This is a genomic window from Dactylosporangium sucinum (assembly GCF_014647515.1).
In the GTDB taxonomy this organism is placed as follows: domain Bacteria; phylum Actinomycetota; class Actinomycetes; order Mycobacteriales; family Micromonosporaceae; genus Dactylosporangium; species Dactylosporangium sucinum.
Genome location: NZ_BMPI01000049.1, coordinates 29,474 through 43,275 on the forward strand (window position 1 = coordinate 29,474; position 13,802 = coordinate 43,275).

Here is a 13,802-nt window from a genome sequence, read left to right on the forward strand (position 1 = left end):
GTCATCGGGCCCCACTGGCGTCGCGCCGCGCGGCGCTCAGCCGGTCGAGGTCGACGAGCACCTGGGCGGCCAGGGCACCGGCGGTGCCCGGGCGGGTGCGGATCACGTCGTGGGCCCGCCGCAGGGAGGCGCCGGCCGACTTCAGCGCCTCGCGCATCGACGGACCGGCGTCGGCGGAGATCCGCAACAGCTCCTGGTCGTAGATGTGGTCGGCCTCGGCGAGCAGCTGGGTGGCGTGGTTGATCAGCACCGGGCTGCGCAGCGGCGGGCTGTCGATCAGGTTGGCCGCGGCGACCAGGCAGCTGATCACCCGTTCCGAGTAGTACCAGGACGGGGCCTCGTCGGACGGGGGCAGCGCCGGATAGATGGCCGACGGCTGGTCCCACAGCCCGGCGGCCGGGCCCTGCTCGATGCGCCGGCGGGTGATGTGCTCCCACACCTCGTCGACCAGGTTGGTCATCTCGTTGCGCTGGTCGACCCGGTTGACCAGGCCGGCGACGCGCAACGTCTGCTTGAGCAGCTGGGTGGAGAAGTCGGCCAGCTCCCAGCTGAGCATCGGGCCGCCGACCTCCTCGCTGCCGTCGAGCTGGAACGGGAACCCGGGCAGGTGCAGGGCGACCGCCGGATCGTCGTCGGAGATCGGGCGCCGGGTGATGCGGGAGCGTTCGGCCAGCTCCTCCAGCACCTGGCCGATCCGCACCGGGTCGGACTCGTTCTCGACCCGGTTGACGCTCATGTCGAGCACCACCATCGACGAGACCAGCAGGCTCAGGTAGTCGGACTGGGAGCCGTCGACCGTCATCCAGGGCACGTTCTCCAGCGGCCACCGGTCGTCGCCGAAGCGGGCGATCGTCGACCAGTACGACAGCGTCAGGTCGTAGCGGATCTGCAGCGCCCGGGCGAGGCGCTGCTGCTCGTCGTCGAGCAGGCCGAGCAGCCGGGTGCGCTCCGAGAACAGGTGCTGCATGCAGTCGAGCGCGACCGCGGTGAAGTACGCATAGGGCGCGGCCAGCGCGTAGCCCGCCGGCTGCAGGATGCCCTCGGCGTTCGTGTCCACCCTCGGCGCGCCCTTGGTGATGCCCCAGGACCAGCCGCACTCGAAGACCTTGTTGTCGTTGTCGAGATCGGGCACCTCACCGAGGCCGAACGTCACGTCGCGCAGACCGGCGCGGATCTCCTCGACCCCGGCCTGGAAGTCCTGCCGGATGCGGCTCCGCGACAGGCGGGACTGGTTGATCATCTGCAGCAGGTTGCCGCCCTCGGGCGAGTCGGGGTCGAGGACATACACCGTGAAGCTGCGCATCAGGCCGATCATGGCGCCGGTCAGCCGCTGGCTCGCGAGCTCCTCGATGCGGCGGACGTCGTCGCGCAGCTGCTGGCGGGTGAGCACCCTGCGGAAGACCTTGGCGAAACCGATGATCGCCAGGGTCAGCCGGATCGAGATGGCGAAGGAGTCCACCACGTCGAGCGAGCGCTGCTCCTCGGTCGGCTCCTGCGCGCCGTCCACGGACGTGAAGTAGCCGCCGCCGCCGAACGTCGGGCGTCCGTCCTCGTCGATGTAGGTCGTGAGGTATTCCTGGATGACCTGCACCAGTCGCTGCGGCACCTCGACGCTGTCACCCAGGACCTCCAGCGCGCGCTCGACGTCCTCGGCGGTCTCGTTGGGCTGGTCGAGCTTGAAGGTCGGGACCTCGGTCGCCGGGCCCATCAGGCACAACAGCTGCTCGGCATCACTGATCGAATTGCGCTGGCGCCGGCCTTCCCAGACCCAGGTGCCCTTCTGCAAAGAGGTGCGCGCCACGGCACGCCACGATTCGAGCAACTGTTGCCGGGGCTGGATCCTCATGGGCCTCCCACCACGCGCTTTTCAGTCGATCGCCGCTCCCGCCCGACCCAGGGCGAGGATCATGCCCTGGTATTTCGGCTTGATGACCTCACCCGAGAATACCGGCTCGACGGTGACCTCTTCAACGAGCGGTTTCAGGCTCCGCAGTACATCGTCGGCCGTCACCGCGACGGCGGGATACCGGATTCCCCCGACCGTGTACCCCGGGGACTGCGCCATGAAGGCCGCCGCGAATGGCGCACCGGGCCGCAGCGCGTGCACGAACTTCTCCAGTGCCTCGTCGAATTCGCCCATCTCCTCGGACATCGACTCGGCCACGAAGAACATCGTGCCCAGGTCCCAGCGGCCGCGCTCCAACTGGAAGAGATCGCCGGGCTGCACCCGCACCCGGGCGGCCGCGACCCGCGGGTCGACCAGTCCGTAGGGCGAGTCCTCCTTGGCCGCGAGCACCGCCCAGAACGGGTCCCAGATCGGCCTGAAATCGGGCAGCTGGTCGCCCAGCCAGGCCAAATTCGATCGACTGCGCTCGAACAGCGTCACGCTGTCGCAGAACGGCAGCATGGCCAGCATCGGGTAGAGGTTCGCGCCCGCTCCGACGTCCACCCCGTGCGCACCGGGCTTCGGTGCACGGGTGATGAAGAAATCTCGCACCATCTGCAAGATCTGGCGATCGTCCTCGATGAGCCGCGCGTAGTTGTCCAACACATACTGCGTCGGGTTGAACGAATCCCAGGGGTAGGCCGAATTGGCATGCTCGTGCGTGGCCGCCGACGGCGTCCCCATGTCCATAGCCGGCTCTCCATCCGGTCAGCGGGTCAGCTGGAGTGGTGCGAATCCAGGCCGGCTGGGATCGAGATCCGGGCGGATTCGCGCCCGGGGTGGGGAAGGTGACCCCTGGGGCGATTCGACCGTGAACAGGACTCAACGGGATGGTAACGCACCGTAACGACGAAATCGAGGCATGTTACTGGAGTGGCGGATGGTGCGAAAGGCCGCATCGTACGGTCCAGCGCTACCCGTCGTCCATCGCGGGAAACGAGCGACTTTCGTCGACGACCTGTTGGGCGGCCACCGGTTGTCCGTCGATGTCGTGTATCCGACCGGTGGTGCCCGGCGGGTGATCTCCGCCGGGTGGGGATACGCTGGGCAAACCATGTCTCCGTTCCTGAAGTACACGCTCGCCCGCCTCGGCCTCTTCGTGGCCGTCGCCGCGGCGACGCTCGCGGTGCCGCTCGACGTCAGCGTGCCGCTGAAGCTGATGATCGCCGTCCTGGTCTCCGCGGTGCTGGCCTTCTTCCTGCTGAGGGGCCTGCGCGAGGAGGCTTCCGTCCAGGTGGTCGGCGCGGCCCAGCGCCGCACCGAGAAGCGTGACCGGTTGCGGGCCGCGCTGAACGGCGACGACGAGCCGGGCGCTGCCAAGACCGACTAGCGACGACGCTCGCTCTCTTCCATGATCGATGGAGAGTTCTGGCTGCCATGACAGCCAGAACTTGCCATCGATCATGAAACGCCCGGGTCGCCGGGCGGGAGTGTCTGCATCGCGCAGGTGTTCAAAACGGGCAAATCGCCACGCGTCGGCTTGCTGCGGGTGAGAATTCGGGTGAAACGCCACCCGAGGAGACCCGATGGCCCGCAGGCTGCTTCCGTCGCTCACGCTCGCCGTCGTCGGCCTGGTCGCCGTCGTCGCCGTGAATCCGGCCAGTGCCGCACCCGAGCGGACCGGCGGCGCGTACCTCGTCGACGGCGTGCGCACCTGGGACGACCGCAACCGCGTGGCCGCCACCGGCGCCGCCATCGACGCGCTGGAGGACGGGCGGGCCGACGTCACCGCCACCCCGGCCGAGGCGCGGGCCATCCGCAGGCTCGGATACCGGATCACGCAGAACCGGGCCGAGAACTTCCCCAAGGCCGACGCCGGGTACCACAACTACGCCGAGATGGTCGCGGAGCTCGACCAGGCCGCCAAGGACCACCCCGCGATCCTGCGCAAGATGAGCATCGGGAAGTCGTACCAAGGGCGCGACATGCCGATCGTGAAGATCTCCGACAACGTGGCCGTCGACGAGGACGAGCCCGAGCTGCTCTTCAACGCCCACCAGCACGCCCGGGAGCACCTCACCGTCGAGATGGCGCTGTACCTCGTGCGGCTGTTCACCGACAACTACGGCAAGGACGCGCGGATCACCAGGCTCGTCAACACCCGCGAGATCTGGATCGTGCCGGACATGAACCCGGACGGCGGCGAGTACGACATCGCGACCGGCTCCTACCGCTCCTGGCGCAAGAACCGGCAGCCCACGCCCGGCACGGGAGCGATCGGCACCGATCTCAACCGCAACTGGGGGTACAACTTCGGCTGCTGCGGCGGCTCGTCCTTCATCCCGTCATCCGAGACCTACCACGGCTCCAAGGCGTTCTCGGCGACCGAGACGAGGCGCCTGCGCGACTTCGTGCTGAGCCGGCGGGTCAAGGGCGTCCAGCAGATCAAGGCGTCGATCGACTTCCACACGTACTCCGAGCTGATTCTCTGGCCGTACGGGTACACGATGGACCCGACCGCGAAGGGCCTGAACGCCGACCAGCAGGCCACCTTCAAGGCGCTCGGGACGAAGATGGCGAAGACGAACGGCTACACCCCGGAGCAGTCGAGCAGCCTCTACATCACCGACGGCTCGATCATCGACTGGCTGTGGGCGACGCAGGGCATCTGGGCATACACGTTCGAGATGTTCCCGACGTCACCGGAGAAGGGCGGCTTCTACCCACCGGCGAGCGTCATCGCCGCCCAGACGGCCCGCAACAAGGAGGCGACCCTCCTGCTGTCGGAGTATGCCGACTGCGCGTACCGCGCCATCAACAAGCAGCAGCAGTACTGCTATATCCAATAATCCTCGGAGAGCTCGATGACGGCGAAATAGGCGCCCGTCGAATCGGCCACGCGGGCGTACCAGCCCGCCGCGACCGGATGGGGCGAGCGGGCGACCGCGCCGCCGAGTTCGGTCACGCGCTTGCAGGCCGTGACGCAGTCCTCGACCATGAAGCACGCCGTCCAGTGGTCGGGCACGGTGTGGTCGGGGAAGCGGTGGTCGATCGGGACCAGGCCGCCGACGGTGTCGTTGTTGTGGTGGAACTCGTAGTACGGGTCGCCGGGGGCGCTCTCGGCCTCCAGTGCGTGCCAGCCGAAGACCTCCTTGTAGAAGGTCTCGGCGCGGGTCGGGTCGTGGGACGCCAGCTCGTACCAGCAGATCGCGCCCGGCTCGAACGACACCTGCGCGCCGACGAACCGGCTGCGCAGCCAGGTGCCGAACAACGCGCCGCCGGCGTCGGTGAAGACGCCCGCGGTGCCGAGGTCGCGGATGCTCGCCGGAGGCACGCGGACGGTGCCGCCGGCGTGCGCGACGGTCTCGGCGGTGCCGGCCGGGTCGTCGGTCGAGATCGAGATCATCCAGGCGGCCTTGCTGCCCTGGCGCAGGCCGGCGGCGGCCCGTCCGTTGAGCGTGAAATGCCCGTCGTCGTTGAACGCCCAGCCGAACAGCCCGCCGTAGAACGCGCGCGCCGCGGCCGGATCGGGGCTTGCCACCTCCGCCCAGCACGGCGTACCCGGTGCGTAACCCCTTACTCGCATTCCGCGTCCTCCCGGTTGTCACACTGTTTCGAGATAGTGACACCCGTCAGGTGATCACGACACCCCATCCAACGGTGTAGGAAGCGGTCGTGAGTGCAGGACGTCGAGCCGCGAAACGGCTCGGGTCAAAACGACGAACAGCCGATTGAGCCCGCGCGCCTCGGCCGCGACGATGTCGGCCGGTTCGACGACGATCACGTGGTCGTACTCGAGGCCCTTGGCGAGTCCCGCCGGGAGCACCGTGACCCGGCCGTCGGAGTCGGCATCGGCGATCGTGATTCCGTTCGTGCGCAGCGCCGCCGCGATCGCGTCCGCCGACGCGTCGGCGACAATGACTCCGATCGATCCGTCGAAGGTGAGCGCGGTCTGCACCGCCTTCACTGTTTCTTCTTCGATCGATTCAGTTGTACCGATGTGCAGCGCGCCGTCCGACCGCAGTGACCTGGCCTCGGGGACATTGACGCCGAGCGCTGGCAGCAGTCGGTTGGCGAGCTCGACGACCGCGGCGGGCACCCGGAAGCCGGTCGTCAGCGGTACAACTCGGGCATCGGGCTTGCCGAGATGGGCGAGCAGATCGCGCCAGTCGCGGGTCGCCCACGGCGCGGTTCCCTGGGCGAGATCGCCGAGCAGCGTGATCGAGCCGTGCTCGCTGCGCCGGGCGATGACGCGCGCCTGCATCGGGGAGAGGTCCTGGGCCTCGTCCACGACGACGTGGCCGAAGCTGGCGACGCGGTCGATCAGCCCGGCCGCCTCGTCGACGAGCACCGCGTCGGCGGCCGTCCAACGGGCCGACTTGGCAGTCTTGGGCGGCTTCGCCCAGGTGATCACTTCTTGCTCATCGGAGGAAAGAAGATCGTCGGCCGGGTCCGTCAGCACCTCGAACACCAACTGCTCCGGCGTGACCGCCGGCCACGCCCGGTCGAGCAGCTCGACGACCGGCGCGGCCTTGCCCATCCGCCGCTGCCACGCCTCGCCGGGCGAGTCGCCGCGGCGCGCCTCGGACTGCAGCATGAGCAGCGAGACGATCCGGGCGCGGACCCGCTCGCGGCCGATCGCGTACGGCGGGGCCTCGCGGCGCACGTCGTCGACGATCCTGCGGAGGGCCTCGGGGGAGATCCGCCACCGGTAGGAGCCGTCGGAGACGATCAGCGGCTCCTCCGGCTTGCTGATCTTCGCGTGCAGGCGCCTCGCCAGCACCGCCGCCATCCTCGGATCCTGCTTGACCTCGGCCGCCCGCGGCGTGTCCTGGGCCTTGACCGGGGTCTTGAGCAGGTCCTCGATCGTCGACTGCCGCACCTCGACCTCGCCGAGGGTCGGCAGGACGCTGGCAATGTAGTGCAGGAAGGCGGTGTTCGGCCCGACGATCAGCACGCCGGCTCGGCGGAGCCGCTCGCGGTGCAGGTACAGCAGGTAGGCGGCCCGGTGCAGCCCGACCGCCGTCTTCCCGGTGCCGGGCGCGCCCTGCACGCAGATCGACTCGTCGAGCTCGGCCCGGACCAGCTCGTCCTGCTCCGGCTGAATGGTCGCGACGATGTCGCGCATCGGCCCGACACGCGGCCGCTCGATCTCCTCCAGCAGGATCCGGCTGGTCCCGTGCTCCTCGCCGGCCTGGAGGTTCTCGTCCTCGAAGCTCGTCAGCGTTCCCTTGACGAACCCGAACCGCCGCCGGACCTTCACTTCCTGCGGGTCGCGGGCGCTGGCCTGGTAGAACTTGCGGGACAGCGGGGCCCGCCAGTCGAGCACCATGGGCTCTCCGGCGGCGTCGGTGACGTGGCGGCGCCCGACGTGAAACCGGTCTTCGTCGATGTCGAGCCGCCCGAAGAAGAGCGGTGTGTCGGGGTTGTCGGCGAGGTCCGCGATCCGCCGTGCCAGGTGTCGGCCGAGGGTTTCGGCGGCGAACGGGTCCCCGGCGACCTTGTCTCCGGTGGCGTAGAGGTCCTCGGCATGCTCGCGCATGCGCTTGAGCGCCGCCCGTGAGGCGGCGAGATGGTCACGTTCGGTCTGCAGGTCTGTCTCGAGTGAGAGCACGGTGATTTCCTTCGCGGGAATCTGCTCGCTCGCGTATCCGGGCTCAGACCCGGCGCGTGGGACGTCCGCTGCGGTGCCTACCTCACCGCGGCCGTCAAGCGGCCAACCACGTTACGCGTCCGCGTCGCCCCCCACCACCGAATTTTGTGTTGCTCGTGGGGCGGCCTTCGCGTCCGCGGCCAGCGCGGCGTAGAGCTCGGCGGTGGCACCGCCCGTGCGGCCATCCGGAAGCGACGAGCCAGACTTGGTCGCCGCATAGACATCCTCCCGCCGGGCAGCGAGGTCGAACTGGACCGCTTCCGTGACCAGGTTCACCAAGCTGCGTGTGCGGCGCTGCACCAGGCTGCGGCGCCGCTGGCCTGGGCCCCGATTCGGGAGACTCTTGCGCTAAAGGTCCAGGTGTAGCCGGAGTGCCTCGTCCAGTTGACGCGTCAAAGCCGACGGAAGGGTGCCGAGCTGCCGGCCGAGGCGCCTGACGTCGATCGAGCGGACCTGTTCAGCTTGGGCCTTTGACTCGACGGTTAGGCCGATCGCGGGATCTGCTGGCAGTCGTACCTGGAAGGGATACACATGCGTCGTGTTGCTGGTGACTGGAACGACCGTGACGACACCACGTCCTCGCGAGTCGGCACTGCGGTTGGCCGCGTTATTGCTGACAACGATCACGGGCCGGCGTTTGTCGGCCTCTGATCCGATCACCGGATTGAGGTCGGCGAGGAAGACGTCCCCCCGCCTCACCGCAGTCCGTCACCCGTAACGGCTTCCCAGACGTCGGCCTCGCCGCTGGTCGCCCATTCGTCGTTGGCTGCCGCGTAATCCATGGCAAGGTCGCGGCGCCGAAGCATCTGGACGGCTTCGTGCATGACGGCTGACCGAGTCGTGCCACGGTCGCGGGCGTAGTGATCCACGAAGTTGATGTCGTCCTCGGGGAGGCTCACGCTGACCTTCATACCGAGTATCTTACCGCCTTCCTACCGCGGTTGCTACCGTCGGCGTACCAGGCGACCAGGTGACACCATGCGGCTCGAACCAACGGCTGCCTGTCGAACTACGGTGCGCGACTTTCTCGACCGTGGGCCTGATGCGTCAGCACAGATCGCTCAGCAGTAGCGGGAGGATTCGCTCCTCCATTACTGCGTGGCCGGTGCGGGTCATCGCGTCGGCGAGCGCCGGCTCCCATGGCGTTGCGGTTGGTGTGCCGATCAACGGAACACCGCTCGCCGCGTGAGGCACGTACGTGGCGGTGTCCATGCGCCACGGCACGGCCTTCGGGTAGCGGGCGAGCGCGGCACCGGTCAGCCGCACGCCTGTCCAGTCGAAGTCGTTGCGCCACCGGATCACCGTGTCCGGGCCGGCGGCGCGCAGCAGGGCGTGGACGGCCGCCGACGGTACGCCTTCGGTGCAGATCAGCGGCCGTGACGTACCGGCGACAGCCGCCCGCAGTACCGCCGGATTCTCGCAAACGAAGACCTCCGGGCTGGTCAGGGTGATGGGGGTGAGTCGCAGCTGGTACAGGGTCACCCGCACGGGGACCCCGGCGGCGGCCGAGTCGGTCAGCCACGAGCCGAGCAATCCGCCAGTGGCTGGGACGTTGAGCACGAGAACTTGGCTTGCGAGGTCGTCGAGCACGACGCCGGCCAGATCCCACAGCGCCCGCTCTTGCTCGGCGCCGGCCGGCACGGGCACCTGGTGCCAGGCCGCGAGGGCGCGCAGCGTCAGGCCCCGCAGGGGCCCGTCGGCCAGAGCCTTGGTGTCGCCGAGCAGCCGCTCGGCGAACGCCGGCATGGGCTCCTCGGCAGCGGGCAGGGCGTCGAGGACGGCGACGACCGCGTTGAAGTCGACGCCGCCGCGGGCAATCCGGGTGAGGGTGCCGTCACGCCGCATCCCATCGACCCATTCCTGGTACCAAGGTGACGCGGCGTGGCGGCTGCCGGCCGCCACCGTCAGCAGCCCGTCACGCTGGACAGCGGCACGCTGACGCTCGCCGGGGCGGTCACGCAGCGGGCCGAGGACCTCGGCGAGTCCGGCGCCGCGCGCGGCCCGAAGGTGCGCGTCCAAGTCGTCCAGGCGCACGGTGAGGCGCGATACGCTGATCGGGCGGTACACCCCGGTGATGCCGATGACGACCAACCGTTCGTCGTCGGTCGGCGCGGCGATCGACACGCTGCCGTCGAGGCTGCCGCCGGTACGTTCCAGGCTGCGGCGGGCCGCGTCGAGGAGGCGCCGCCAGCCCGGCGCGGTCACCAGGTCGGTCGGCGGGTCAGTCGGTGGCATGTGCTGGTGCATGGCGGGTCTCCGGCGAGCCGAACGCGCGCGCCAGGGTGCCGTCGAAGTCGGCGATGTTCATCGCGCCGTCCCACACCAGCAGCACGGCGGAGACGGTGTGGTCGACCGCGGAATGCGACAGGTCGTAGTGCGCGGCACCCGTGACCGCCGGGTGGGTGGCCCACAGGTCGTACCCGGTCATGAACAGATCCAGCTCGAACTGCTTCGCCAGCGACATTAGTTCGCCGCGCCCGTTGTCGTCGACGCCGGCGAATGCCTCGTCGAGGCCGAGCAGCCGGGGCGCGTCGGGCCGGGCCGAACCGAAGAGGGCGTTCGCGGCCGCGAACAGCGGCAGGTGCAGCGACACGGACTGCTCGCCGCCGGAGAGCTGGCTGTGGCGGGCGCGGGTCAGCGGTTCCGCGATACCGCCGGGCCGGTGCAGGGCGAACGCGAACTCCCGCCACTGCCGGTAGTCGAGGACCTCGGCGAGCAGCTCCCGGTAGGGCTTCTCCGGGGCGGCGGACCGGGCGGTCTTGATCCGGCCGGCGAAGTGCCGCCGCATCGAGGTCAGCTGCGCCGGGCCGAGCCGGGCCGGATCCCGTTCCAGCAGCTTGCAGATCTCGCGCTGCTCGGTGTCGAGGTCGTCGGAGAGCCGCCAGCCGACGCCGACGGTGAGCCCGGAGGACATGCGCCGGGCCCGCATCTGGGTGTCCATCGCGGCGACGAGGTCGCGCGCCTCGATCGTGCGGCGGTGGATCTGCCCGGCGAGCTGCCCCAGCAGGGCGTCTTCGAAGACCCGCTGCTCGGCCTCGGTGAGCAACTGCTCCTGGTCGCGCCGATCGGCCGCGATCCGTTCGGCGAAGCGGGCGACCGGGGTGAGGCCCTGCTCATCGGCGACCTGCACGACGATGACACCGTCGTCGGTGTCCCACTCCGGACGGTGGTCGAGGCCGGCGGCCGGCAGCTGGGCCTGGAGGTCGGCGAGCGCCGTGGTGAGTCGGGTGGCGCTCTGCTTCAGCGAGGTCTCGGTCGGGGTCAGCTCGCGGGTGGCGGCAAGCACGGCGTCGTGCAGTGCGACCACGGCCGGATCGAGTTCGTCTCCGGCGGTCTCGACGGCGGGCCACTGGAGGTCGGGCGGGCAGCGGATAAGCCCGAGGAGGTCCGGCCGGGCGTACGGCCGCAGCCGCAGCGCGTCCTGCCGGGCCTCGCGCAGTGCGGTCGTGACGGCCTGCCGGCCGAGCTCGACCCTGGCTTGCGCCGCGGAGCGCTGCTGGATCGCCTCGGTGTAGGCGTCGCGGGCGGCGACCAGGGCCGCTTCGGCGGCGGCGATGTCCTCGCTGGCCCTGGCGACCTCGGCCAGGATCTGCGTCGCCTCCGCGCCGATGGCGTCACGCAGGGTTCGCAGCTCCTCGTCCTTCTCCAGGTGCCGGCGGATGGCGGCGGTCGCTGCGGCCCCCACGGCCGCCAGCCGTTCGACGGCCTCGTGGTGCCGGTCGCCGGCCTCGGCGGACCGCTCGGCGGCGGTCGCCGCGGCCTGGTACGCGGCCTCCAGGCGCAGGCCGGTGCGCTCGAACCGGGCGACCGCGTCGGTGACGGCGTCGATCTGCGCGACGGGCAGGGAACGCTCGGCGACGGCCCGTTGTAGCGCCGCCCCGGCAACGGCCCGTGCCGCGACCGCCGCGTCGAGGCGTCCGCCCGCCTCCACGGCCGCTTCCCGGCGGACCACGAGCGCCGCAGCCGTCCGGTCATGATCGCGCCGGGCCGCCCGCAGCCGGTCCAGGGTCGGCAGCGCCCTCCCGGCGCGATTCGCCTCGTCGATGACGGCGAGCAGCGCGGCGCGTGCCTCATCGAGCCGCGCCAGGTCGGACTCGAGCGTGCGCAGCCGCCGGTCGCAGTCGGCGAGCCGCGCGGCGCGGCGCATGGCACGGGCGGTGGCCCCGATGTACTCGCACCGGTCCTTGGCCAGCCGGCCGGCGCCGTGTGCCTGCGCCCACCGGCCGGCCGCGTCGACACCCGAGCGGGTGGACAGGTCACCGAGCGCGATTGATTCCAGGAGCGCGTCGATCCGTGCAGCCGCCACATGCCCCTGGGTCTCCGCGACGAGCACGTCGGCCAGGCTGGGGCCGTCGATCCGCGGGCCGGCGCTGAGGCAGGCGTCCTCGATGCCGGCGCTGAGCGCGTCGGTGGTGTCGTCGGCCGACGGGTACAGCCAGGCGTCGAGGAGTCCAGCGGCATGCAGCGCCGCCTCGATGCCGGCCGCGTCGGACTCGGGCACGTGATCGGCGAAGCGGACCAGGCTCCACAGCGGCGCTCCGGCACGGCCGTCGCGGTGGGCCGGGCGGGTCGCGGACGGCGGCGGGGCGTCGTCGTGCTCGGCCGCGATCCGCCCTCGCTCGGCGGTGACCTCGCCGTGTTCGGACTCGACCGCGGCGCGCTCCACGACCAGCGCGGCGAGGGTGTCCCGGTGGGTGGCGAGCGGTGCCGCCACGGCCTCGGCGTAGACGTCGTTGAGCGACACGCGGTCGACGGCGTCGATCAGCTCGTCCGCCAGGTGCGGTACGGCGAGCTGCTCGAGCAGCGGCAGCCACCGAGCGGCCCACGTGTGCAGGTCGTCGACCAGTTCGGTGTGGGCGTTCTCGACGGCGGCCGCGGCCTGCGACTCGGCGAGCGCGGCGTCGTCCAACGCCGCCCGCACGGCACGGTCGGCTTCGGCGGCGCGCTCGTGGTCGCGGTCGGCCTCGGCGAGCCGGGCCAAGCGGTCGCGCACGGCGCGCAGGTCGTCGCGGCGGGCGGTCGACCGGGCCGCGAGCCGGGTCGGCAGCCCTTCGACGTCGGCGGCGCCGTCGCCCCACTCGATGCCGGCGAGGTGGGCGTCGGCGGCGACGTCGTCGGCGAGCCGGCTCACGTGCCCCAGGCTGTCGCGGGCTGCGACGGCCGCGCTCTCCCGTTCGCCGCGCCGGCGTCGCTCGGTGGTTTCCTCGTCGCGCACGGACGCCTCGGCGTTGCTGGCCGCGCTCGCCAGGTCGTGGACGTGCCGTTCGAGATCGGCAAGCTGCTCGTGGGATCGGTAGGCGGCGGAGCTCTTCAGACGGTCGAGGTGGGCGCGCAATCGGCCGGGCTCGGCCTCGGCCGCCTGGAGCGTCCGATGCGTGGTCCGGGTGGTCTCCTCCGCCGCCGTGGCCTCCGCCTCGCCCCGGGCCAGTTCCTCCGTGCGCCGGCCGGTGTCGGCGCGCCGCACGGTCAGGGCGTCGGCGGCCGCACGGGCGTGGGTGCGCAGATAGGTGGAGTACACGGCGAGGAATGCGGACGTGGCGGTGTCCGCCGCGGCCAAGCCCTCCAGCGTGCGGGCCACGGCCTCCATGTCGTCGAATGATCGGGCGGCCTCGGTGAGCAGGTGGTCCTCGACGGGCCGCAGACCGCGTTGCAGGGTGCGGGACAGCTCCGCCGGGTTGAGGTCCTTCGCCAGCTGCGGCTTCCGCAGCGTCAGCACCAGGTCGAGCAGCTGCTCGTAGCGGGCCGGGCCGAGGCCGAACAGCCTCGCGTCGACCAGCTGGCGGTACTCCTCCGTCGAGTCACGGATCGCGTCGGCGCCGAGCTGTTCGACGAGGTCCTTGCGGGACGATGGCCGGTCCTCGGCGTCAAGGAGTGACAGATCCACGCCGACGCGGCCGTCGGCGACGAAGTGCCACCGCGTGACCCGGTCGTTGTGCCTGTGCGCCCGCAGGCCGACGCCGATCGTCACGAACGACGAGCCGTTGCCGAACTCCATCCAGACGTACCCGTGCGCGGTCTCCTGCCCGCGGTACAACAGATTCGACTTCATCGTGCGGTCCTCGCCCGCGAACGGGTTGAGCCGGCGCGGCTCGATCCGCCCGTCGAGCACGAACGGGAACAGCACCTCCAGCGCCTTGGTCTTGCCGGACCCGTTCGGGCCGCGCAGCACCAGCCAGCCGTCGACGAAGACGAACTCCTCGTCGCGGTAGTCCCACAGGTTGATGATCCCGGCGCGGGTCGGAAGGAATCTGGTCATGGAATCTT

General features: G+C 70.7%; 10 protein-coding genes and 1 pseudogene. 2 read left to right on the forward strand and 9 right to left on the reverse strand.

Annotation, left to right across the window (positions count from 1 at the left end):
* Position 1: 1 nt before the first annotated feature.
* Positions 2–1,846, reverse strand: coding sequence for an SCO2524 family protein (locus IEZ31_RS38035; protein ID WP_268241726.1), 1,845 nt, complete (start codon positions 1,844–1,846; stop codon positions 2–4).
* A 21-nt stretch (positions 1,847–1,867) separates the two neighbouring features.
* The gene (locus IEZ31_RS38040; protein ID WP_229836265.1) at positions 1,868–2,635 is read right to left on the reverse strand and encodes an SCO2525 family SAM-dependent methyltransferase; all 768 of its coding nucleotides are present in this window, start codon (positions 2,633–2,635) and stop codon (positions 1,868–1,870) included.
* A gap of 364 nt (positions 2,636–2,999) precedes the next feature.
* Between IEZ31_RS38040 and IEZ31_RS38045 the strand changes: the two genes are divergently transcribed.
* Both IEZ31_RS38045 and IEZ31_RS38050 read left to right on the forward strand, forming a co-directional pair.
* The gene (locus tag IEZ31_RS38045) at positions 3,000–3,275 is read left to right on the forward strand and encodes a DUF4229 domain-containing protein (protein WP_190254947.1); all 276 of its coding nucleotides are present in this window, start codon (positions 3,000–3,002) and stop codon (positions 3,273–3,275) included.
* Between the two features lie 196 nt (positions 3,276–3,471).
* A pseudogene (locus IEZ31_RS38050) lies at positions 3,472–4,722 on the forward strand (M14 family metallopeptidase); the annotation flags it as partial.
* Here IEZ31_RS38050 and IEZ31_RS38055 read toward each other — a convergent pair.
* From IEZ31_RS38055 to IEZ31_RS38085, 7 genes are all read right to left on the reverse strand, one after another.
* Complete coding sequence (locus IEZ31_RS38055) at positions 4,722–5,426, reverse strand: VOC family protein (RefSeq protein WP_190254949.1); 705 nt, start codon at positions 5,424–5,426, stop codon at positions 4,722–4,724. The pseudogene IEZ31_RS38050 and the gene IEZ31_RS38055 overlap by 1 nt on opposite strands.
* Before the next feature lie 99 nt (positions 5,427–5,525).
* Positions 5,526–7,520: a HelD family protein gene (locus tag IEZ31_RS38060; protein ID WP_229836277.1), complete on the reverse strand. Its 1,995-nt coding sequence runs from the start codon at positions 7,518–7,520 to the stop codon at positions 5,526–5,528.
* A gap of 90 nt (positions 7,521–7,610) precedes the next feature.
* Positions 7,611–7,814, reverse strand: coding sequence for a hypothetical protein (locus IEZ31_RS38065; RefSeq protein ID WP_190254950.1), 204 nt, complete (start codon positions 7,812–7,814; stop codon positions 7,611–7,613).
* 72 nt (positions 7,815–7,886) lie between these two features.
* Complete coding sequence (locus IEZ31_RS38070; protein WP_190254951.1) at positions 7,887–8,237, reverse strand: type II toxin-antitoxin system PemK/MazF family toxin; 351 nt, start codon at positions 8,235–8,237, stop codon at positions 7,887–7,889.
* Positions 8,234–8,449 (reverse strand): ribbon-helix-helix domain-containing protein, encoded by a 216-nt coding sequence (locus IEZ31_RS38075; protein ID WP_190254952.1) that lies wholly within the window; start codon positions 8,447–8,449, stop codon positions 8,234–8,236. The genes IEZ31_RS38070 and IEZ31_RS38075 overlap by 4 nt, the downstream gene beginning before the upstream one ends.
* 136 nt (positions 8,450–8,585) lie before the next feature.
* Entirely contained in the window at positions 8,586–9,773 is a 1,188-nt protein-coding gene (locus tag IEZ31_RS38080) for a TIGR02679 domain-containing protein (protein ID WP_190254953.1), read from the reverse strand.
* Positions 9,760–13,794: a TIGR02680 family protein gene (locus IEZ31_RS38085; RefSeq protein WP_190254954.1), complete on the reverse strand. Its 4,035-nt coding sequence runs from the start codon at positions 13,792–13,794 to the stop codon at positions 9,760–9,762. Before IEZ31_RS38085 ends, IEZ31_RS38080 begins: the two co-directional genes overlap by 14 nt.
* Between the last annotated feature and the right edge of the window lie 8 nt (positions 13,795–13,802).

What these genes read in the sequence shown, in the direction of transcription:
- IEZ31_RS38035 (WP_268241726.1), bottom strand. Translation starts at nt 1,846, where the DNA reads ATGAGGATCCAGCCCCGGCAACAGTTGCTCGAATCGTGGCGTGCCGTG.
- IEZ31_RS38040 (WP_229836265.1), bottom strand. Translation starts at nt 2,635, where the DNA reads ATGGACATGGGGACGCCGTCGGCGGCCACGCACGAGCATGCCAATTCG.
- IEZ31_RS38045 (WP_190254947.1), top strand. Translation starts at nt 3,000, where the DNA reads ATGTCTCCGTTCCTGAAGTACACGCTCGCCCGCCTCGGCCTCTTCGTG.
- IEZ31_RS38075 (WP_190254952.1), bottom strand. Translation starts at nt 8,449, where the DNA reads ATGAAGGTCAGCGTGAGCCTCCCCGAGGACGACATCAACTTCGTGGAT.
- IEZ31_RS38080 (WP_190254953.1), bottom strand. Translation starts at nt 9,773, where the DNA reads ATGCCACCGACTGACCCGCCGACCGACCTGGTGACCGCGCCGGGCTGG.
- IEZ31_RS38085 (WP_190254954.1), bottom strand. Translation starts at nt 13,794, where the DNA reads ATGACCAGATTCCTTCCGACCCGCGCCGGGATCATCAACCTGTGGGAC.